The organism is Psychrobacter sp. H7-1 (genome assembly GCF_904846585.1).
Taxonomy (GTDB): Bacteria; Pseudomonadota; Gammaproteobacteria; order Pseudomonadales; family Moraxellaceae; genus Psychrobacter; species Psychrobacter raelei.
This window is the reverse complement of sequence record NZ_CAJHBH010000007.1, coordinates 48,765-70,778: the sequence shown is the minus strand read 5'-3', so window position 1 is coordinate 70,778 and position 22,014 is coordinate 48,765. Positions and strand designations below refer to the sequence as shown.

General features: G+C 45.5%; 21 protein-coding genes and 1 pseudogene. 9 read left to right on the top strand and 13 right to left on the bottom strand.

Annotation, left to right across the window (positions count from 1 at the left end; genetic code table 11):
* Positions 1–210 precede the first annotated feature (210 nt).
* The 4 genes from JMX92_RS04195 to JMX92_RS04180 form a co-directional block, all read right to left on the bottom strand.
* A complete protein-coding gene (locus JMX92_RS04195; protein ID WP_011961217.1) occupies positions 211–663 on the bottom strand; it encodes a threonine/serine exporter family protein in 453 nt (150 codons plus the stop codon).
* Position 664: 1 nt separating this feature from the next.
* On the bottom strand, positions 665–1,453 hold the full coding sequence (locus JMX92_RS04190) for a threonine/serine ThrE exporter family protein (protein WP_110816995.1): 789 nt from the start codon (positions 1,451–1,453) through the stop codon (positions 665–667).
* 238 nt (positions 1,454–1,691) lie between these two features.
* Positions 1,692–2,666 (bottom strand): DUF368 domain-containing protein, encoded by a 975-nt coding sequence (locus tag JMX92_RS04185; protein ID WP_201544088.1) that lies wholly within the window; start codon positions 2,664–2,666, stop codon positions 1,692–1,694.
* Positions 2,667–2,912: 246 nt separating this feature from the next.
* Entirely contained in the window at positions 2,913–3,545 is a 633-nt protein-coding gene (locus JMX92_RS04180; protein ID WP_201544086.1) for an NAD(P)H-dependent oxidoreductase, read from the bottom strand.
* 325 nt (positions 3,546–3,870) lie between these two features.
* Between JMX92_RS04180 and JMX92_RS13485 the strand changes: the two are divergent.
* Positions 3,871–4,383, top strand: a pseudogene (locus JMX92_RS13485) (SMI1/KNR4 family protein).
* Between the two features lie 130 nt (positions 4,384–4,513).
* Here the strand turns inward: JMX92_RS13485 and JMX92_RS04165 are convergent.
* Positions 4,514–5,572: an alpha/beta hydrolase gene (locus JMX92_RS04165; RefSeq protein WP_201544080.1), complete on the bottom strand. Its 1,059-nt coding sequence runs from the start codon at positions 5,570–5,572 to the stop codon at positions 4,514–4,516.
* Between the two features lie 226 nt (positions 5,573–5,798).
* Between JMX92_RS04165 and JMX92_RS04160 the strand changes: the two genes are divergently transcribed.
* The gene (locus JMX92_RS04160; RefSeq protein ID WP_201544079.1) at positions 5,799–6,080 is read left to right on the top strand and encodes a DUF503 domain-containing protein; all 282 of its coding nucleotides are present in this window, start codon (positions 5,799–5,801) and stop codon (positions 6,078–6,080) included.
* Positions 6,081–6,224: 144 nt separating this feature from the next.
* Here the strand turns inward: JMX92_RS04160 and JMX92_RS04155 are convergent, their stop codons facing one another.
* From JMX92_RS04155 to uvrA, 3 genes are all read right to left on the bottom strand, one after another.
* Complete coding sequence (locus tag JMX92_RS04155; RefSeq protein ID WP_265089765.1) at positions 6,225–6,719, bottom strand: REP-associated tyrosine transposase; 495 nt, start codon at positions 6,717–6,719, stop codon at positions 6,225–6,227.
* A 371-nt stretch (positions 6,720–7,090) separates the two neighbouring features.
* Positions 7,091–7,696 carry a WG repeat-containing protein gene (locus JMX92_RS04150; RefSeq protein WP_201544077.1) on the bottom strand — a complete coding sequence of 202 codons (606 nt, stop codon included), beginning with the start codon at positions 7,694–7,696 and terminating at the stop codon, positions 7,091–7,093.
* Between the two features lie 220 nt (positions 7,697–7,916).
* A complete protein-coding gene (uvrA, locus tag JMX92_RS04145) occupies positions 7,917–10,895 on the bottom strand; it encodes an excinuclease ABC subunit UvrA (protein WP_201544075.1) in 2,979 nt (992 codons plus the stop codon).
* 267 nt (positions 10,896–11,162) lie between these two features.
* On the opposite strand from uvrA, the gene JMX92_RS04140 reads away from it, so the two are divergent.
* From JMX92_RS04140 to JMX92_RS04115, 6 genes are all read left to right on the top strand, one after another.
* A complete protein-coding gene (locus JMX92_RS04140; RefSeq protein WP_201544073.1) occupies positions 11,163–11,420 on the top strand; it encodes a hypothetical protein in 258 nt (85 codons plus the stop codon).
* Between the two features lie 10 nt (positions 11,421–11,430).
* Complete coding sequence (locus JMX92_RS04135; protein ID WP_201544071.1) at positions 11,431–12,795, top strand: MFS transporter; 1,365 nt, start codon at positions 11,431–11,433, stop codon at positions 12,793–12,795.
* 96 nt (positions 12,796–12,891) lie between these two features.
* On the top strand, positions 12,892–13,608 hold the full coding sequence (gene ssb / locus JMX92_RS04130) for a single-stranded DNA-binding protein (protein ID WP_155587458.1): 717 nt from the start codon (positions 12,892–12,894) through the stop codon (positions 13,606–13,608).
* A 121-nt stretch (positions 13,609–13,729) separates the two neighbouring features.
* A complete protein-coding gene (locus tag JMX92_RS04125; protein ID WP_201544069.1) occupies positions 13,730–13,960 on the top strand; it encodes a hypothetical protein in 231 nt (76 codons plus the stop codon).
* The gene (locus tag JMX92_RS04120; RefSeq protein WP_201544067.1) at positions 13,950–14,840 is read left to right on the top strand and encodes a TatD family hydrolase; all 891 of its coding nucleotides are present in this window, start codon (positions 13,950–13,952) and stop codon (positions 14,838–14,840) included. The genes JMX92_RS04125 and JMX92_RS04120 overlap by 11 nt, the downstream gene beginning before the upstream one ends.
* Positions 14,841–14,947: 107 nt before the next feature.
* A complete protein-coding gene (locus JMX92_RS04115) occupies positions 14,948–15,754 on the top strand; it encodes a ThiF family adenylyltransferase (RefSeq protein ID WP_011961204.1) in 807 nt (268 codons plus the stop codon).
* Between the two features lie 39 nt (positions 15,755–15,793).
* On the opposite strand, the gene mnmC is transcribed toward JMX92_RS04115, so the two are convergent.
* The 4 genes from mnmC to ispZ all read right to left on the bottom strand — a co-directional run bounded on the left by mnmC (position 15,794) and on the right by ispZ (position 19,583).
* Positions 15,794–18,013, bottom strand: coding sequence for an FAD-dependent 5-carboxymethylaminomethyl-2-thiouridine(34) oxidoreductase MnmC (mnmC, locus tag JMX92_RS04110; RefSeq protein ID WP_201544065.1), 2,220 nt, complete (start codon positions 18,011–18,013; stop codon positions 15,794–15,796).
* A gap of 70 nt (positions 18,014–18,083) precedes the next feature.
* Complete coding sequence (locus tag JMX92_RS04105) at positions 18,084–18,650, bottom strand: hypothetical protein (RefSeq protein ID WP_201544063.1); 567 nt, start codon at positions 18,648–18,650, stop codon at positions 18,084–18,086.
* Between the two features lie 36 nt (positions 18,651–18,686).
* Entirely contained in the window at positions 18,687–18,983 is a 297-nt protein-coding gene (locus JMX92_RS04100; RefSeq protein WP_041773804.1) for a YciI family protein, read from the bottom strand.
* Positions 18,984–19,013: 30 nt separating this feature from the next.
* Positions 19,014–19,583: a septation protein IspZ gene (gene ispZ / locus JMX92_RS04095; RefSeq protein WP_011961200.1), complete on the bottom strand. Its 570-nt coding sequence runs from the start codon at positions 19,581–19,583 to the stop codon at positions 19,014–19,016.
* 237 nt (positions 19,584–19,820) lie between these two features.
* Between ispZ and JMX92_RS04090 the strand changes: the two genes are divergently transcribed.
* Positions 19,821–20,750 (top strand): PHP domain-containing protein, encoded by a 930-nt coding sequence (locus tag JMX92_RS04090; protein WP_011961199.1) that lies wholly within the window; start codon positions 19,821–19,823, stop codon positions 20,748–20,750.
* 23 nt (positions 20,751–20,773) lie between these two features.
* Here JMX92_RS04090 and truD read toward each other — a convergent pair whose 3' ends face one another.
* Positions 20,774–21,943: a tRNA pseudouridine(13) synthase TruD gene (truD, locus tag JMX92_RS04085; RefSeq protein WP_201544061.1), complete on the bottom strand. Its 1,170-nt coding sequence runs from the start codon at positions 21,941–21,943 to the stop codon at positions 20,774–20,776.
* Between the last annotated feature and the right edge of the window lie 71 nt (positions 21,944–22,014).

The following is a 22,014-nucleotide window of genomic DNA, read 5'->3' as shown; positions in this document are numbered from 1 at the left end:
TTTTTTATTGGTGTGTATTAATTTAACAGTACTAACACTTTACAAGATGCGGATAATTGTAACGGTTATTGGCGTTGATTTTTATCCAAACCGCTTATGTTTAACTAAATCAATACCTTTAAAGCTAAAAAATCACCATCAAAAGTACCGAAGTTGTCAATGGGAGGCAAGTGTTTGACGCTTAGTGTCTTTAATCAGGGCAATCTTTATTTAAACAATAGGTCTGCGTCGATAAAACAGTAAACCTGGGATAGACAAGCCCAGCACCAAAGCTGATGTGATGAATAAGGCTTCAAAAAAATAACTCATCATCTGGCTAAATAGAGCATCTGAAAACCCGAAATAGCCAATCTGTACCATACTTACCATCGCCTTATACGCTGGAATACCAGGCATCATACAGATGACACTGGGCGAGATGAGAGCCTTTGGCGGTAAGGTGTATTTTTTGGAAAAATAAACCCCCAAAAAGCTCGATAGCATGGCTCCAAAAAAGCTGGCCACTGGCAAAGGTAAATGGTAATGCTCCAGTGCTGTTTTTAGCCCAAACCCAAAGCCAGTCATCAGCAAGCAGGGCAAAATATAGCGCTTAGGCACAGTAAACATCAAGGTCCAGCCTAGGGTGATGATGCAAGAGAGGAGAACCGTTTTTAATAGCCACATATCAAAACCCCCAATGCCGAATTTGCAGTAAGACCAGCGCAATCACAATGCCCACACAGGCCGATAAGCTAAGCATATAAGTGAAGACAGCACGGCCAATACCAATATTGACATAGCCCTTTAAGATATCTGATAACGAGTTGATTAAAGGAAAGCTTGGTACCAACAGTAGCACACTGGAGGCCACCGCAATATCCGCATTATTACCGATATCAAAATAATAGGTGGTGGCGCCAATAAGTGAGGCAATAAAGGCGGTAATAATGACGGTGATAAAAGGATTAAAGTGGTGTTTGGATAAAAAAATACGGGTGAGCATCGCCACCATGCCGGCTATAAAAGTGACCGCAACAATAGAGCTGCTGCCACCATGCAACGCGGCAAAGGTAGCACAAGAGCTGCCGACGAAGAGAGCCACCAGCCAGCTGGGATACACGGTTCTATCAAGCTCATCAAAAGCTTGAGAGGTGGTAATCACCAAGTCGCCGCTGCACTCAGTGGCTTCGGTCTTATTCACAATCTGCTGAATTTGTACCAATAAGTTGACGTTGATACTTTGATTAATCGTATCGCGGGTGGTGGTGATGCAGCGCTCATTAAAGATGGTGGTTAGGGTCAGTGCATTAAAGCTTAACGCACACTCAACACTGTCCATACCAAGCGCTAGACCAAGGCGCTTGGAGAGGTCAACCACCACGGCTGACTCTGCTCCGTATTGCATCAACAGTAATCCACAGCGCACGCATAAGCGGGTAATGAGCTGTTGCTGGGCGTAGGTGATAGGCGTCATATAATAATCGATACGCTCGGTTGATAAGATGAAAATGAGCAGTTAAATAAGCTGATCTTAGACTAACTTATCTTATATTAATTAAACTTAAGCCCATTACGCTTGGCTGAATTGAGTCGTAAAAAAGGCTATGCCAGATAAATGGATTTATTTAGGATAGCCTATTAATGGGTAAGGTTAAATCGTTTTAGAACTTATTTTGCCACTTATTATAGCCAGCTTACAGGGTTAATTCGTGTTACGCCCCTTTGCTCTTTTTGCCCCATACTGATAGGGCGGTGACTAATACGGCGCCTAGTAGCATAAGGCCAATAGTGACTAGCCACTGCGCACCTGTGGGATAATGCCAAGGCGCCACATTGATAATGGCATCACTGTTTAAGGTGCCCAAAGCATCTACTTTCCACGGCCACACCTTGACCAAAGAGCCGGCGATAAACCCAGTTAATAAAGCCAAGGTACCTTGATAGTAATTGGCCAATAGCCACTTTAGCGCTCGGGTAAATAGCAGTAAACCGGTGGCCATGCCGGCCATAAGGGTAAAAATAACACTAAAGTTTAGGGTGTGCACGGCTTCAAGCACCGTGTCGTAGGCCCCCATCAACAGCAGTATAAATGAGCCTGAAATACCAGGTAATATCATGGCACAAATGGCTATAGCCCCAGCAACAAACAAATAAGGCAGGCTTGGCTCCGTGGCCATTATAGGTAAGCTACTAATCACTACAGCGGCGGCAATACCTGCGGCAAATAACACAGCTCGAGATAGCGTCCACCGCTGAATCTCTGTTAATAAAATCAGCACGGTGGCGACTACAAGACCGAAGAAAAAAGACCAAATATAGAGCGGCTGATTTTCTAATAGATACTTAATCATACCGGCCAATGTGGCGAAGCTGGTGGCAATGCCTAGGATTAGCGTCAATAAAAAAGTCGCATCTACTTGTCGCCAGACTGCAAGTAGCCCCTTAATGCCGCCATGCTGACGAAACACTTGCCATAAGTTTGGGCCAATGCTGCCTAGTGCATTGATTAAGCGGGCATAAATACCGGCAATAAGCGCGATGGTACCGCCTGAGACGCCCGGCACGATGTCTGCTGCGCCCATCGCCATGCCTTTGACATAAATGGTCGCTAAGTCTTTTGGACCATCTTTAGTGGTCAGCTCTGGATTAGATTGCTCTAAAGGTCGCTGTGAATTGGGTGCCGTCATCGACATTCCTTTTTAGATAATGATTAAAAAAGAGGAGGTATAAATGTGTGTACAGGGGATGATAAATGTTTGCGCTATTTTAGCAAGCCTGCATTTTACCGCATCTACCAAGCTTAGGTTTTGTTTATTGATGAAAAGTTAATGCATTATGACGGTAACCTCTGCCCCAAAATCAGTTAACACGCTCAATAAAAAGGCCATTCTTAAAAGAATGGCCTTTATTGGTGCACACAGACTGTCAAATGCTTAGTATTTAATCACAAACTCTTCAGCAGCGTTACGGACTTTGGCCATCGGTGCCATCCAGTCACGCTCAGGGTCTGCCACGCCGACATACATCAGCACAATACTTTTGAGACCTTGTTTATCGAGCTCGAGTACTTCGTCTACTAAATCTGTGCTAAAGCCTTCAGCAGGGCAGGTATCTACTCTAAGCTCAGCCGCTTGCGCCAAAGCAAAACCCATAGCAATGTAAGCTTGGCGCGCGATGTGCTCAAAATTCTTATGGGTACTTTGATTGTTATATATCTCTTTTATCTTATCGGTATAGCTACTAAAGCGGCCTTGCGGTAGATCGCGCTGATCGGTGGTCATGTCATACATCTCATCAATCTTTTGATCACTGTAATCATTCCAGCCTGCAAAAACAAGCACATGCGAGCACTCTCGCATACAGTCTGGATTGAATGCACCATCAACCAGCTTGTCTTTGATTTCTTGGCTTTCTATGACCAATAATCTAAATGGCTGTAATCCTGAAGAGGTCGGTGCTAATCTGGCGGCTTCAATAATTTTATTGATGTTTTCTTGGCTGACTTTTTTGGTTGGGTCAAATGCTTTAACCGCATGACGCCAGTTTAAATGGTCTAGTAATGACATGATTGCCCTTATTTTTTTATTTGATGTTATAAATTATTCGTAATATAAATCGTGTATCTATCACACATCTCATAGATGAGGACGTCTGTATATTTTACAACTGGTTAAATTAGGTTATTCATTAATGATTACAATTCAAAGAGTCACTTTTGATGTATTTAAAAAGAAAGTTGATAAAGCTATCGAACGTTATTAGTTTTACAGCTGACGATTTAACGATATTATATGATAAAGACAGCCACCATATTTGATAGGTTCGAAGTGTTAAATTCTCAAAACCTAGTATCCTAGTTTCAAAGGTATATTTAATTTATAAGGAAAAATTATGCAAAAAACTATTGAACAAATAGAGGCTGTATTAGCGCAGAAAATACCTCAGTTTGCAAAGACACTAAATCCACCTGCGACAGAGTCTGATTTTGAAGCATTAGAAACGCTTGTGGGCAATAAGCTTCCTGAAGAATTTAAGATATTTTATAAGTGGCATAATGGGCAAAATCGGTCGCCTTATGTGGCTTTTCATGTTGAGACACATGAAATTTTGATGCCGATAGCAGACATAATTGAATGGTATGATGAGTTGAGTTGACAGCTAGATACAGGGGACATCGAGCAACATAGATGGCGCAGAATCTGGGTGCCATTTACCGATAATGGGTCGGGTGACTCTACCTGTATTGATATTTCAGAGGAGAATTTTGGTCAAATAGTTATCCAAGATGGTTGGGATGATGAAGTGAAGGTCATATTCAATTCTTTAACAGATTGGTTAGAGGATTTATTAGTTAAAATAAAGGAGTTTGATTATTCAAATTGGGATTATCTAGATAGACTATAAGGTTTTATTCCTTATAGCTAACCCTCCTAGATGTGCTAGTTATTTTCTGCTGTATTTTTTTATGATAAGCAGTGGGTTAGCTCTAGAGATGATATGACTTATCGGAATCTTAACCATAATTTTTGACTGTTTATAACTGCTTTAGTGCTTGTACCGCATCTTCAAAAGCCACTTTGGCAGCATCAATTTCACCAGCATAAAGCATGAACAGATGCGGCATGCTGTCATACACTTTAAGCGTAGTATCGACCCCTGCTGCTGTTAGTTTATCAGCATACTCAATGCCCTCATCACGCAGTGGGTCAAAGCCTGCCACCATCACCACCGCAGGCGCCACGCCTTGCAGGTCGCCATATATAGGGGAGATCATAGGATCAGTGGTATCAATATCATCTGTATCACCCAAATAATGATGGGTATACCAGCGCATCTGAGCCTGCTCTAACAAAAAGCCTGTGGCAAACAGCTCATAGGACTCATGCTCACCGCTCATATCGACCCAAGGCACCCATAATAATTGCAGCTTGGGCGGATGCGTGTCATTTTTGGTTTGCTGTGCGACCACTGCCGCCAAGTTACCGCCGGCACTGTCACCACCGACTGCCAAGCGATTGGCATCAATCCCGAACTTATCTGCATGACTGGCAATATAGCGATAAGCGGTTAACCCATCGTTAACAGGCGTAGGGTAAGGGTATTCTGGCGCCAGACGGTAATCGACAGCAATGACCGTACACTCGCCGCCATTGGCTAAATGTTGACAGACCAAGTCGTGAGAGTTGAGCGAACCACCCACATAACCGCCACCGTGGTAAAACACCAAGGCGGGCTGATTGTCACGTGGCGCATTGCGGTGACGATAGCGGCGCAAGCGAATCATCTCGCCATCAGACATGGCTAGTGGGAATTCATCTTTGATAATGTCGTCCAGAGGTGTCTGACTGAGCACAGGGCTTTGCGCCTCAATGGTTGCCCGAGCCTCTGCGACACTGGGCAGATGATTGGACGGTGGGCCGAACAGCTGTAGCATCACTTGTAGGGATAAATCAAAGGTTTGCCCATCAATGACAATAGGCTCACCTGCTATTTGCTGCTTGGCTGCTGTCGGCAAGCGTAGCATGTTTTTTAATAAGCTATTTTGGGCTTTTGTACTTAGCTGATGGAGGTTGGATTTATTAATAATAGTCATTCAACGCCTCTTTTTTAATTTAAAAACGATGCAACGGGATACTTTTTAATACCATATCAGATGATGGGCTGTGTAAACAAAAGCGCTCTATAAGTCACCACATAATTTAAACGTTTGGTGACACTTCACACCTTTTTGCCTTTTGGTATGACAAAAATAATCCTAATAAGCTAGGATAGGTCATTGTGCGTATCGTTTTGATTGCTTTGATAATAAGGAGCTGCTGATGCCAATTGGAATATTAACGCTAACATTTTCACTGCCCGGATGCCGCTCACTCAAAGAAAAACGGATGCGGATGGGCGGCTTGCATGAGCGCTTTGGGCGCAATCCTGCTGTTGCGGTGTGTGAAAGTGGGGAGCGTAATCGGCATGATGCCAGTGAATGGACCTTTGTGGTGGTGGGACTCAAAAGACAAGAGATTGAATCTGAAATGAGCCAGATTGAGGACAAGATTCAGCAGGTGGTCGAGGCGCGAATCGTGGATGTGAGACGAGAGTTTATTTAAGTGAAAAGAATTGTTTGAGGCTTGATGGGGGTTGGGTCTCGTACCTCGACGCCAACCTACATTATTTTTTTATAAAGTAGGGCGTTTGTAGGTTGGTGTGGAGCTTGAGACACCCAAAAATAATATGTAATAAATGAAAAACGGTTAACCACCCCAATCAATCGGAAGTAAGTTTTGGGCGACAAATTTGTGAAAGGATGAGTACTTCCAGTCTTTAACGTGTTCAACATGACCATGCTTAACAGGGTTCATGTGAATATAGTTAATATGAGCAATATAATCAGCTTCATCACGAATACAGTGTTCCCAAAACCGACGTTGCCAAATACCACGCTCGCTTTTTCTTTGCCTGCTGATTGAGATAGGCTCTGTTTTAGCAATGTGATATGAAAAATAATATTTTATAAGTCTTATGCGTTTAGAAAAGTCTGAATCGTTATTTGGTAGAGTGCATAACAGATGTAGATGATCGGGTAATATAACGATGGCATCAATATGGAAAGGGTGTTTTTTCTTAACTGTCCTGAAGGCTTCTCGAAGTATGGCGACCTCTTTAATTAATAAATCGCTCGACCTATCAGCGAGGTTAATGGTAAAAAAGTAACTTGCTCCTTCCTTATAATACCGTCTGTATTGCATGATATGCTGCAAATGAGAGTTGGGGTCTGATACTACGTGGTTTTATTGGGTATCACAAGCAGCACTAAGCATAGCACCAACCTACAAACCCTGAACAAAATCAACCAAAGCAGGCACGTTTTCTCGGGCACTACGCCCAGCACCGATAACGTCGAATATTTTGGTGGTTGGTTTTGATTGCATAGTGTTTTTTTAGATATTAATAGGGTATGGGTTTATGCCTATAAATATAGCATAAGAGAAGCGGTAGGTTTGTGATGTTGAACGTACTGAAATGAGATAAGTACTTGATCGGTGTTAAGATGTGAAAGGGTGAGCGTTTTTTTAAGTTAATATATTAAACTTGGTGTATATTTGAGCTAGAGGTTTAACTATGTTTCTGGTTTGGTTATAGTGATCCATTGTCCATCTTTTTGAGCTTTGGCTAATCCTTCATTAAATAACTGAACATAATCATATTGAAAAGGGATAATTAGACCACCCGTTTTATCAATAAAGCCCCATTTATCGTCTTTTTCAACTCCGGCTAGCCCCTCACTAAATGACATAGCACTATTGTACTCAAAAGGCACAACGGTCTTACCAGTTTTATCAATAAAGCCCCATTTACCATCCTTTTCAACTCCGGCTAGCCCTTCACTAAATGGCCAAGCATAATTATATTGAAATGGTATGAGGACTGCGCCATTTTTATCAATAAAGCCCCACTTACCACCTTTTTTAACAATAGCTAGTCCTTCAACAAATGGCCAAGCACCATCAAACTGAAGGGGTATGATTACGGTACCAACTTCATCAATAAAGCCAAATTTCCCATCTTTTTTAACTCCAGCTAATCCTTCATATAAACAATCAACTACTTCATATTTATCAGAAACTTCCGGTTTATTACACGCCCATAAATTTTGCCCTAACATACTAACTATGATAGCTAGCGTTAATTTAGCGATAGGTTTTTTATGTTTAGAATGTGTCATAAAATTACTTTTACAGTATGAAAAGAAAGTTCAGTTAGCTTTATTGTAATAATGTATAACTTAACATTATTTTTAGAATATGTCTGAATAATTGTAATAGAAACACAGGTAATATATAGCTATAAAAAATCTAGAAGAAAGCGATTCTACAAAAGAAGCTTACAAAAAAGGCCATCCCACTCAGGACGGCCTTTTTCTAATTCAAAAACTCAAAAACAGTTTATGACGCTTTATCAAGCATAGGCTTTAAGAACTGACCGGTGAATGAGGCTTTATTTTCAGCCACTTCTTCAGGGGTGCCTTCAGCGATAATCATGCCGCCGTTTTTACCACCTTCAGGACCCAAGTCCACAATCCAGTCCGCGGTCTTAATCACATCCAAGTTATGCTCAATCACCACAATGGTGTTGCCCTTATCACGTAAGGTATGCAGGATGTTAAGCAGCTTATAGATATCGTGGAAATGAAGGCCCGTGGTCGGCTCATCCAAGATATACAGCGTCTGACCGGTATCACGCTTGGCAAGCTCACGTGCCAGCTTCACACGCTGCGCTTCACCGCCTGATAGCGTTGGTGCAGATTGGCCCAGACGGATATAGCTTAAGCCCACATCCATCAGAGCTTGCAAGCGGCGATGAATCGGCGGAATGGCTGAGAAGAACTCAGTCGCATCTTCAACCGTCATATCCAGCACTTCAGCAATGCTCTTGCCTTTGTAATGAATCTCAAGCGTCTCACGGTTGTAGCGCTTGCCATGACAGATATCACACGGGACGTACATATCCGGTAAGAAGTGCATTTCCACTTTAATCAGGCCATCACCCTGACAGGTCTCACAGCGTCCGCCTTTGACGTTAAAGCTAAAGCGGCCGGCTTTATAACCACGGGCTTTGGCCTCTTGGGTCTGTGAGAATAAGTCACGAATTGGGGTGAATACGCCAGTATAGGTCGCTGGGTTAGAGCGAGGCGTACGCCCAATCGGGCTTTGGTCAATATCGACCATCTTATCCAGATACTCAAGACCAGTAATGCTGTCATATTTATCGGGAATTAAGGTCGAGGCGTTATTTAATTGAGTCGCAGCAAGCGGCATCAAAGTACGGTTAATCAGTGTTGATTTACCCGAGCCTGATACCCCTGTGACACAGGTAAAGGTACCGATTGGAATGGTCAAATCGACATCTTGTAAGTTGTTGCCGTTGGCGCCTTTTAGCTCGATTTGCATCGGCACAATGTTTTTCGCTTTTGGTTTTTTGTTCTTCGCCTCTTTTGCCGCAGCGGCAGCCTTGGCTTTGCCCATTGGCATAATGCGCGCTTTTTCTGGCGGATTATTTAAGTCAATGGTTTTGGCTTTGTGACGCACCTTGGGAATGGCAATCTCTTTTTTACCGGACAGATACTGACCGGTTAGCGACTCTTCCACATCCATAATCTCTTGCATCGTACCTTGCGCAATCACATGACCACCATGCACACCGGCGCCGACACCGATGTCAATCACGTGGTCGGCTTGACGAATGGCATCTTCATCATGCTCAACCACCAGCACCGTGTTGCCCAAGTCACGTAGGCGCGTTAGGGTCTGAAGTAGACGGTCATTGTCACGTTGGTGCAGACCAATAGACGGCTCATCAAGTACGTACATCACGCCCATGAGACCCGCACCAATTTGGCTGGCCAGACGAATACGCTGAGCCTCACCGCCTGATAAAGTTTCGGCAGAGCGGGCAAGGTTAAGATAATCTAGACCGACGCTGACTAAGAAGTTTAGACGCTCGTTGATTTCTTTAAAAATCTTTTCACTGATTTCGCCTTTGGCGCCTGACATTTTTAAGTCGGCATAATAATCTGCGGCATCGCCAATCGACATTTGCACGATATCAGCAATGCCTTTGTCATCGACACGCACGTTACGGGCAATCTCATTAAGACGTGCGCCATCACAGACGTTACAGGTGGTGTCAGCTAAGTATTTGGCCAGCTCGTCACGTACAAAGTTACTTTGGGTCTTGGCATAACGGCGCTCAAGATACGGCAGTACCCCTTCAAATGGGGTGGTTTTTTTGGTTTTACGGCCACGCTCATCAGTAAAGTTAAATTCGACTTTCTCTTTGCCTGAGCCATTTAAGATAATATCGCGGTGTGCGTTATCCAGCTCTTGCCACGGGGTATCCATATCAATATTAAAATGATTGGCCACCGTGCTTAATAAACCAAAGTAATAAGCATGGCGCTTATCCCAACCATTAATCGCCCCTTGGTTTAAGGATTTTTCAGTATTGGTGACTAATTTGTCAGCAGAGAAGTATTGACGTTTGCCAAGTCCATCACAGGCAGGGCAGGCGCCATATGGGTTGTTAAAACTAAACAGGCGAGGCTCAAGCTCTGAGACCGCGCGGTCACAGACTGGGCAAGAATGCTTGGCGGACAATACTTGATCATCGCTATCTTGGTTTGACGCATCGGGATTGGGATTGCCATCCATATAATGCAAAATAGCCAAATCACCACCTAAGCGCAGCGCCGTCTCTAAGCTCTCTGCCACGCGATTGCCTAAATCATCACGGACTTTAAAGCGGTCGACCACCACCTCAATGGTGTGCTTTTTATTCTTCTCAAGCGCCGGCAGCTCATCCATATCATAAACGTGGCCATCGACACGCACACGCACAAAACCTTGACCGACCAATTGCTCAAGCAGCACCACATGCTCGCCTTTGCGGTCACGAATCACCGGCGCTAAAATCATCAGCTTGGTGTCTTCAGGCAGCGCCATAATATCATCGACCATCTCAGTAATGGTCTGTGCCACCATGGGTAGGTTATGCACCGGACAAAATGGGGTGCCGACGCGGGCATAAAGCAGGCGCAGGTAGTCGTAAATCTCGGTAATGGTACCCACTGTCGAGCGGGGGTTGTGGTTGGTTGATTTTTGTTCAATGGCAATGGCGGGAGACAAGCCCTCGATGCTATCGACCTCAGGCTTGTCCATTTGTGATAAGAACTGACGCGCATACGCCGATAAGCTTTCGACATAACGGCGCTGGCCTTCTGCATACAACGTGTCAAATGCTAAGGACGATTTACCCGAGCCTGACAAGCCGGTGATCACCACAAATTTATCACGAGGAATGTCAATGTCGATATTTTTTAGGTTGTGGGTGCGTGCGCCGCGAATCTTAATGTGTTCGTGTGCCATAGAGAGCCTTTTGTTATAAATTTAATAAGTAAGTAAATAAATAGGGGGTAATTGGGTTTATGGATGATGAGGTGATTTAATTGGGTTTGAAATATAAATTAGTTATAAAAGTAAGCGGAGTGCTATTGCCCCACTCATTTAATGCTCGGCCAATTTAATACCTAGTAATTGAGCCAACAATAGCCCAGTTACTCGCTAAGTTAAATAAGAGGTGAGTTTAATAAATGTATAGGTTAGTTAGAGTTTGTTTAGAGCAATAAATGCAGTATGAATAAGCTATTAATGGGTGTGATTTGGCCAAAATTCAAGAGCAAGCAGCGGCAAGATGGCTTAAATAGCGTTGCTAAAATTGAATACATGCACCGATACTTAACGGCAGATAAGGCAGCAGCCACTCATGTTGCAGAGCAGAAAAATGGTATAACCAAATTTGAGTATAATGTCGCTGCGCATAGCGGGAGTGAATCCATTATAATGGCACAGTTATTTGACAGTCATCACCCCATCATGTGGGTGCCGCTATAGTGGGAGCAATATGAATAGCATCGAGAAGCGAGCCATTGCCGGTATAGGTGGTATCTTTGCACTGCGTATGATCGGCCTATTTATGATAGTGCCGGTCTTTTCGGTTTATGGTAACAATTATGCCCATGCCACACCCTTATTAATTGGTTTGGCTGTCGGTATTTATGGGTTGGGGCAGGCCCTATTCCAAATCCCTATGAGTATGGCAGCGGATAAATTTCCGCGCAAGCCGATGATATTTTTAGGGCTATTATTATTTGCCATCGGCGGTGTGGTCGCTGCGACTGCCACTGATATTTATCAAGTCATTATCGGTCGGGCGCTGGCAGGTAGTGGGGCGGTGTCTGCGGTGCTTATGGCATTATTGGCCGATGTGACCCGTGAGCAGCAGCGTACCAAGGCTATGGCCACTATGGGACTGACCATTGCGACTTCTATTATGCTGTCGTTTGCCATTGGACCGATGATGGTAGCCAGCCTAGGTATCTCTGGGCTATTTTGGTTGACCGCAGTATTTGCGCTGGTTGCTATGCTGCTGTTATTGTTTGTGCCTACCCCGCTTAGAGTACTGCGACACAATCTGGCCAATCAATCGATAGGGGAGCAGCTAAAAGAGGTGCTGCGTATTGGCGATTTAAACCGGCTGCATATCGGTATCTTTGCACTGCATTTAACCATGACTGCCATCTTTGTGATTGTGCCTCAGCAGTTGGCAGACGTGCTAGATTTGAGTGTGCGTCAACAGGGTATGGTGTATTTGCCGCTGCTGTTTATTGGCTTTGCCATTGCCATTCCCTTTATCATTATTGCCGAAAAAAAACGCAAAATGCGTCAGATATTCTTAGCGGCATTAACTTTGTTGGTCGCAGCGTTTGTCTGTCTGGCGCTAGGCAGTAAGTTAAGCTATGTATTGCTGTTTGGGCTCGGTCTTTACTTTATCGGTTTTAACTTACTTGAGGCGACGATTCCCTCTTGGATTTCTAAAAAAGCACCTGTGGCCAATAAAGCGACGGCGATGGGTATTAACTCCTCCAGCCAGTTTTTAGGTGCCTTCTTCGGTGGGGCCTTGGGCGGTATGTTACTTAGCCAAGGTCCGATGTTGGCCTGGGGGCTACTCGGTGCAGTAATGGCTGTGGCGTTGGTCTTAATCCTACCGATTTCGCAGCCCCCTTACTTAACCAGTACCACGTTAGCGATTCCCAAACAAGTAGATGTCACGGCGTGGTCACAGCAAGTTATGTCAGTCGGTGGGGTGGATGAAGTGGTGGTTATGCCCAAAGATGGGGTGGCTTATTTAAAACTTGATAAACAAAAAATCGATGATTATTCACGACAGTTACTGTCGCAACTTACCGAAACTAAGCTAGATATTTAGCCAAAATTTCGGTACAGTGAGGGCAAGTGTTAGCAAGTATGATACAGATAGTTTGTATTAACTAACTATTTAATAAATATACAAAAAGGATAACTTATGCGTGGTGTAAATAAAGTCATTATTATTGGTAACTTAGGCAATGACCCTGAGACCCGCCAGTTCAGTAATGGGGGCAGTGTGACCAATATTTCGGTGGCGACCTCTGAGCAGTGGACTGACAAACAAACTGGGGAAAAGCGCGAGGCCACTGAGTGGCACCGAGTGACCTTATTTAATCGCTTGGGCGAAATCGCAGCTCAGTATTTACGTAAAGGCAGCAAAGTATACATCGAGGGCAGCCTACGTACCCGTAAATGGCAAGATCAAAACGGGCAAGACCGTTACACTACCGAAATCCGTGCCGATCAAATGCAGATGCTAGATGGCGCAACCGGTGGTATGGGCGGTGGCGGGTTTACGGGTAATCCGACCGGTGGCCAATGGGGTCAAGGTGCTCAAGGCGGCCAAGGTAATCAGGGCAATCAAGGCTTTGCTGGCAACCCGAACACCACTCAAGGTGGTTTTCAAGGTCAACAAGGCGGTGGTTTTCAAGGTCAACAAGGCGGTGGTTTTCAAGGTCAGCAAGGCGGCAATCAAGGTGGTAATACCTTTAATGCACCACCTGCTGCTACTTCTGGTCAAACTAACTTTGCGCCACAAGCACCGGCTGCACAGCCACCTCAGCCTCAGCAGACCCCTGCCTTTAACAATCAAACGACTACCCCTGCAGGTGGTATGACTGATACGCCTAAAGATGACGATATCCCGTTCTGACGTGTACCTTAGAGATAAGTGTAAATAACAAGCTGTTGTATTTAGAAACATATGGCCCATTGATATAACTGTCATTGGGCTATATTTTTATATCTCTTGTTGTGAGGAGATGGGGGCGGTAATGAAATACTCTAAATTGATTCAGTTAACTGCCATAGGTGTGGCGTTGTTATTAATCCCAAGGCGCAGCAGTCGTCAGCCACAACAGACTGTGGTCCGGCCATCTGATCTAGAGGCAAACTCTGATTTTGTATCTGATGATATATCGCATGCCAAGCCAAAGTCATCTAAGCGCTCTGATCAATCCACGCCACAAAGCAATACGGATAGGGATACCTCCAGTGACAGATAAGCCGATAGATTACGCGTTAATAGATACACACACTCATTTTGATGACTTTGTGTTTGATGAAGATAGGCTGAGCTTGGCAACTGCAGCTTATGGGTCTGGGCTACGTCATTTATTACTCATTGGTTATCTGGCCAAATATTTTGAGCGCATGCGGCAGACTCAGCAGCAGCTATCAAGCTATTCACATAACACACAAGCCAATAAGGCCGCAGTACCCAAGGTCTATCTTGCCTCAGGGCTACATCCTGCTTATATCTTTGAGCATACTGAAGCGGATTTAGACTGTCTGGCTCAATTTTTACAACGCCATCCTCATGTTGCTATCGGTGAGATTGGTCTGGATACCTTTAGCGATGAATTAAAAACAGATGAGTCGTTAAAAAAACAAAAACGCTTCTTTAGCGCTCAATTGGATTTGGCCGTTGAGCATCAGTTGCCGGTGTTGCTGCATATTCGTAAGGCTCATGCTGAATGCTTGGCGCTATTAAAACAGCACAAGTATAAAGCCACTGAACTTGGCGGTATCGCCCACAGCTTTAGTGGAGGTGAGCAAGAAGCCAAAGCCTTTGTTAAGCTAGGTTTTAAGCTTGGCGTTACCGGGCAGATTACCAATACCAATGCCAAAAAACTACGCCGAGCCATTACTGCCGTGGTAGAGGAGTTTGGCCTACAGAGCTTGGTATTAGAGACAGATTGTCCGGACATGACGCCTGTGTGCTGTCAGCAAGGAAGTACGCCTACCCGAAATGTGCCAGGTAATTTAGGCTTTGTGCTACAAGGGTTGAGTGAGCTTCTTCACGTGGATAAGGCCACCTTAGCACAGCAGCTGTGGCAAAACAGTTGTGAGGCGTTGAAAGTGGATTGGCCTTATCCCGCCTAACGAATACTGTATAATAGCCTGTCGTTTTTATTTTAAAACCAGGTGATCGTAACTCTATTCATTAAATCTGGCCCTAAACCCATCATTTTATAAAAAGTAAGCGCTTTATGACCTCAACTTCAGCGACAGACAATAGCCAATATGATCGACGCTTCAAAGGCACTCAGACCTTATATGGTACAAAAGGCTTTGCCAATTTTGAAAAGGCGCATGTCATAGTCATCGGCGTGGGCGGTGTGGGTACTTGGGTGGCAGAAGGGCTAGCACGTACGGCAATTGGTCAAATGACTTTGATTGATATGGACGTGTTGGTGGCCTCCAATGTCAACCGTCAGCTGCCAGCCATGGACAGTGGCTTTGGAAAAAGTAAGATTGAACAGATGGCCGAGCGGGCGCGTCAGATCAATCCAAAGATACAGCTCAACTTAGTTGATGACTTCTTAACCGCAGAAAATGTCGCTCAGCTATTGCCAAGCCGAGAGCAGGCCAAGCAAAGCGCTGAGCAAGGGACAGCGACCATTGTACTTGACTGTACCGATGACATGTCGGCAAAGCTTGCCATTGCCTTACACTGCCGATTTAACAAATTAAAGCTAATTTGTGCTGGCGGTGCTGGTGGTAAAACCGATCCATTACAAATTACAGTGAGTGACCTAAAAGATACCTATCAAGATCCATTGCTGGCACGCCTGCGCACCAAGCTGCGTAATGAGCATGGCATTAATAAGGCCATGAAAGAGAAGTTCGGCATTAAATGTGTCTATTCCACCCAGCCGCCTATTGTCAATAAATCAGCCGATGGTAGCGTGCAGACCGGCGGCCTACATTGCGGCGGTTATGGCTCTGCGGTGGCCGTCACTTCGGTGGTGGGTATGGTCATGGTCAGTGAGACGTTAGCGATGCTAAGCCGCTAGTCTTGGTAGCCATCATAAAACAAACATCAAAAAAAGCCGTTATGATAACGGCTTTTTTAAACTGCTTCGATGCACTGATAGCTTAGCGAGCAGCGCCGCCGGCAGCGGTACAAATTGTGCGGTCATCATATCAGCTAATACCTGGGCACATAGCGGTGCAAAAGCATAGCCCTTAGAGCCCATGCCGCTCAGTGTCCAAATCAGACCCTGCTCATCGACTGCACCCACCAAAGGGTGATAATCTGGCGTCTGTGATCGAATACCCACTCGTGCCTGCCATCGCTGATATAAGTCAGCCTCTGTATCCGGTAAGGGTAGAACCGCCGAAAGCTCAGGCAGCGCCGCTAGTAGCTTTTGATGGTTAATCGCATGCTCACTAAGCCGAACCTCATCATCCAAATCATTGCGAATAAAGCTCGCCCCAAGCAAAAAAGTAGGCACAGAGGGCGTGACTGAGTTAACGGCTTCATCACCGGGCTGCGGTATAAAAGGGGCGCAGTAGCCTGAATATTTTAGTGGTAAGGTTGGCAGTGCTTGCAGCTGCTCGGTAGTGGGCTCAAACCATGATAATTGACCCCGAATTTTACGAAACTCAAAAATGCGCGCATCCAAGCTTTGACTTTCAAAAGCGGCAGCAATAATCACTCTATTGACCGACAACACCTCTCCACTTTCGCAGTGCAGCATAACTTTAGCACGCTTAGCAGGCTGCGCCGTTATATCCGCAGTGACTTCAATTACTTCACTTACTTCAGTTACGTCATCAAAAGCCTTTGCCTGTAAGGGTGTAATGCGCTTAATGTTCGCTTGTTTAAAGCTGATGTTTGGGTGGGTAAGTACCTTATCGGCCAGTGCCTTAGGGTTAATAAGCCCTGATTGAGGCAGGTATAAATTCGCTGTCAAATCCTGCTGCTGTAAACCAGATATATCTCGGGCGCTATCAAGTGATAAGGTGGTGGCCATTTGCTCAGGATATTCAGCGATTTGGTGCACATCGACGTTACTTTTTTGTAGCAAGTCTAAGGTGGTGGTGGGGGTAAAGATTTTATGCTCACCTTGATCGATTTGACGATAAAAGCGTTGGCTATAAAGATAGCTGATGCTGTGCAAATGCTCAGCCACATGAGCAAGCGGCGTCATCTTAGGAGCAAGCAGTGCCCTTGGGTTGCCAGAGGCACCCGCTAACGGGGCCTCTTTGTCTATTAAGCTCACCGCATTACCACGCTGCGCCAATGACCAAGCCGCCATTAATCCACAAACACCTGCACCAATCACTGCAATCTGCTCGTTGGGCGTCACGGCATGTGTATCCAGTGTGACTTGCTTCTTAGAGCGTAATGCTAAAGTTGAATTGGCATCATACTCAGTAGCACCTTGGTTGTCACTGGTATCGTCACTGACTGCTACCGGCTCAAGCTTGGTGGCGGTTAGCATTTCACGTTTGCGTCCAAAGCCTTTGGTTTTTTTGATCTCAAAGCCTGCCGCCATCAAGCCGCGTTTGACCACGCCAGCACTGCTAAAGGTCGCCGCAGTAGTACCAGGCTTAGATAAGCGCTTTACCTGCTCAAAGATCTGATCTGCCCAAAGCGACTCATTACATGCAGGCGCAAAGCCATCTAAGTACCAAGCATCAATGTGAGCGCCGTAGGGCAGCGTGTCATAGCTATTGGCCAATTGTTGTAAGCTGAAACAGGCATCACCAAGCCATAAATCTAACGTGACATCTTCGGCCAACTGTAGGCGATGACAGCCAGATATCAAGGTGGGATATAAGGCGAGTAGCTGATCGACAAAGGGCACCAGACTGGTGTCTTTATGCTTCCAGCTTTCAAGACTGCGGCTTAAATCGGCATGAGTGAGCGGATGCTTTTCGGTACTGATGATATGCAGCCGCGGTGTTAGCGAGCGTGAGCCCTTTAAATGGTCTTGCGAGCTCGTTTGCAGGCTAGTTTGTGAGTTGAAATAAGTATGGAACTGCTGCTTACTGTGTTCCCAAAGCTGCCAAGTGGCCAGTATATTAAGACCGGTACCAAAGCCTAATTCAGCAATGCTAAAGTTAGACGCTGCGCTACTATTCGCTCGGCTAAATAAGGCTTCAAAGCGCTCAGGTAATTTATTTTGGGTCAAAAATACATAACGCGACTCATTTAATCCATCGACCAAAGAGTAATACACATCGCCGAATATCTCAGAGACGGGGACCACGTTACCGAGTTCATCTTCACGCCAAGACAGCTTGGCAGGGGTGACCTTATCCATTTTGTGCCTTATGTTATTGCTTGGGTTATGGTTTTTGTACCAAATCTTGCCTTAACTTTAAGAGTGCCCATTACCAGCGGTCACGGCGACTAAAGATAAAGCCGCCCAACAAAACGCCTAAGAATAAAGAGACGGCGACCGTCACCGCACCATACATAAACAGCTGACCGCTGCGCTCATTGATAAGTACATTAACGCGAGTCTCAAGATCATTAACATCACGCTGCAACTGAGCATTGCGGCTGAGCAGCTCTTGATTGGCCGCTGACAAATCAGCATCACTGGGCTGCATTTTACTGGCTAAGCTTTTTGGGTTTTTTAACACATCGGTATCAGCAGCGGTGCCTGATGCTTGTGCGGCGGCATCTTGTTGCTCAGAGTGAACCGTCTTTGGCAGAGTATCCCCATTAAACGGCGAGGCAGGTGGTGGCGCCACTTGTGGGTCTGTGGGTGCTTGCTCGGTAGCCTGAGCGCCGGGCTGATTGACCACCACTGTCGGCGCAGCCACCGCAGTTAGCGGCAATGCAAATGCCATGCTTAATAGGCCGGCACTGAACATGGCAGCTAGGCGATAGCGGGTTTTTGGAGACGATAATGAGGGAGTTTGAGACTGAGCAAAATCTGAGGCAGCGCGCATAGCTAGGGATTCCAAGAAGCAGTGAAGCTTGAGCAATTAGGCAGAGGGTAGGACTTTAATAAAGGGTTTGATATCGACATGGCTATATACGCCCGCTGTGAGATAAGGCTCTTGGCTGGCCCAGTCTTGGGCCGCTTCTAAGCTTTCAAAAGCGGCGATGATTAAGCTGCCTGACATGGCCGTTTGACCCACTTCAAGAGGCGTTGGTCCAGCGATAACCAAGCGGCCTTGTGCCTCAAGCTCGTGCAGACGGGCCAAATGAGCCTCACGGGTTTGCTGTCTAAGCTCAGAGGAGTTGGCCACATCATGGCCCATAATCATAAATAACGGCATATTCATTCTCAGTTAGTGTATTAGCCTAGCTTATTTTGGCTTGTTTGATTTATTAGATTTGTCATCTAGCATTTCAGGGTTAATGTGGCTTTTTAGTATCACAAACTGACCCACCATGAAGACTAACATGAAAGGTAGCCAGCCGTAGGTTTTGAAGTTGATCCAAGTTTGCTCGCTGGTATAAAAAGCAAAGTAGTACTGCAATCCGGCCATCAATACAAAATAGCCTACCCAGGCCAAAGTCAGCTTATTCCAGCCAGAGTGAGTCAGATTAAACACGCTCTTCATGGCCATCTCTAACAAAGGTCGGCCGATTAATACACTGATTAATAAGGCCACGGCAAATATGCCGTTAATCACCGTCGATTTCCATTTTAGATAAATGTCATCATGGAACAATAAGGTAAGACCACAAAAGACCACGGTAAGCACTAAGGTAATCGCTTGTTGCTTGGTCAGGCGCCCCTTCTGGGTGATCAAATGGATCACTGCCACTGCGACCGTAGCGATTAAAATAGCCCCTGCGCCCGCCAAGATGCCTTGGGTTTTGGCCACATAAAAAAAGGCAAGTAAGGGGATAAAATCTAGCAATGCTTTCATAAAGGTCACAATAATAAAAAAAGAAGAGTGGGGGATGACTTGAGGCAATAGTTTACACGGCCTGACCCACAAAAAAAAGCATTGCGCATACAATACCTTGTAAGATGAGGTTTAAAGCGGGCAGTTATCTTTTTGCGAACTTAATTAAACACAGCTTTTACCAAAACATCGACAAATACCGCTCATTAACCGCTACAATAGTCACTCTATTTTATTGTAATTTTTAAGACTGCTATTATGCCGCACTGCTCACCATCACAACCCTCTACCACAAATCTTGCTTACAAACGCATTGACTTACACAGTCACAGTACCTGCTCTGATGGCAGCAATAGCCCAAGCGAGCTACTGCACAAAGCCCATGCCGCCCATATCGACATCTTTGCGCTAACCGATCACGATACTTTGGCGGGTATCCCAGAGGCCAAGGCCACGGCGCAGGCACTGGGTATTACTTTAATTAATGGGGTGGAGATAAGCTGTCAGCACACGCTTACTGGCGGCTATGGCAAGAATAAAGCCAAAGACAAAATCATTCACGTACTGGGTCTAGGCTTTGATGATTTTGAGCAGATGAATAACACCTTAACTCACATCCAAGTGAGCCGTGGCAATCGTGGCCGGATGATTGTACAAAAAATGGCTGAATTAACGGGTCATGACTTCGATGACATGTGGCAAGCTGTACTGCTCAAGGCAGATGGCAATGCCGATGCCGTAGGACGAGCACACATTGCCAAGGTCTTGTTAGAACAAGAGATTGTGCCTACCATGCAAAAGGCTTTTGATAAGTATTTGGCCGATAATAAAGCCGCTTATGTGCCCATTGAAACCTTAAGCATGCAAGATACCATTGAGCTGATTCATCGCTGCGGCGGCAAAGCGGTATTGGCGCATCCCACCCGCTACAATCTATCGGCGACTCGGGTACGTAAATTGATAGCCGAGTTTGCACAATTTGGCGGTGATGGCTGTGAGCTGCCCAGCAATGATGAGCCATTAAGCACACGGCGCATGGTTGATAGAAGTATTGCAGAGCATGGACTGCAAGTGTCAACTGGTAGCGACTTTCATGGCAGCAGCATGCCTTGGCGCAAGCTTGGCGACGTACCAAGCTTGGCTGAGGGGCAGACATTGGTGATTGAAGCGTTATTGAGTGCCTCTTAATTAAGGTCTACTTGCCGCGGTTGCTATTTTAAATGAGTTACCAAAGCTGACAGTACGCTGGTGGCAAAGGTGCCGGTGGGTAAGGTAAATTGCAGCACCAAACTTGGCTTATCCGCTTGCTCTGTTGTCCATGACCAGCTGAAATCACTCACTGCTAAGCGGGTTGCGCGGCGCATGGTTTTTAACTGTTTTTTCTCAAGGCCTTGAGCCAGTCTTTGTAACACAGCATCTTGACTCACCACTTTATCTTCTAAGGCTTTTGCAGCCTCGCTGACTTTGTCATTTTTGATGCCCCACAATGGCGCAGTTGGGTGAATATCGCCACTGGCCAGTCGCTGGTGTATCTCTTGATCAATCTGCTCAACACAAAACACAGACCCCGATCCATCCAGATTAAACACATCGCCGTCTATGGCAGTATTCCAGCCTCCCAGCTGAACTCTGGCTGAGACGATTTGATTAAAAATAGCGCTGCGGGCTGAGGAGAGTAATAAAGATTGCGCATCACGGCTTTTTTTTGGATGAGGCGGACGGCCATTTATTGTGCCCTGTTCAAACCACTCCAAAGCGCTGACAATGTTGTTGCCCTGCCTGCCAAAGCGCTGCTCACCAAAGTAGTTGGGCACCCCTTCTTTGCTGATAAGCGTTAGGGTCTCATCAACTGTAGCAAGGGCAGCTGCCACCTTAGGGTTGAGCTCAATATCGGTTAAGCGAATGACAAATCTATTGGCCTTGTGCGTACCGCGATTGAGCTTTTTGCTGTGCCAGGTTTGCTGTCGTACTTCTACCGATTCGGTGGCAGTGGTCAAGTGCGCTTTGGCAAATTCATCAAAGCTTATATCAGGCAGCTTGCCTTTGGGTAGACGCAAGCTAAACCACTGGGTGGTCACCGCATGACGGTCTTTTAGCCCAGAGTAACCCACATCCCGACTGGGTATCTTGGCCCATTTAGCAAGCTGATCGGCCACAAAGCTGGTATTCATGGCGGTCTTTTTAATCAATAGCCACAAATGCTCCCCTTCACCAGACAGACCAACTTCCAGCAGCTCATCTACCTGAAAGTCTTCAGGGGACTGCTTAAAACAGGCGCTTAATATAGGGGCAGGCAGGGGCTGAGCTAGGCATTGACTGCTGGTCAGTTGCTTGATTTGATCGGAAGTAATTTCAGGTAACAGAGGCGTAGCGGAAGTCATAAGCGGCTCAAATGATAAAATGATTTTGGAAAATAGGGGTAAATAACTGCGATAATAACATGTTTACTTGC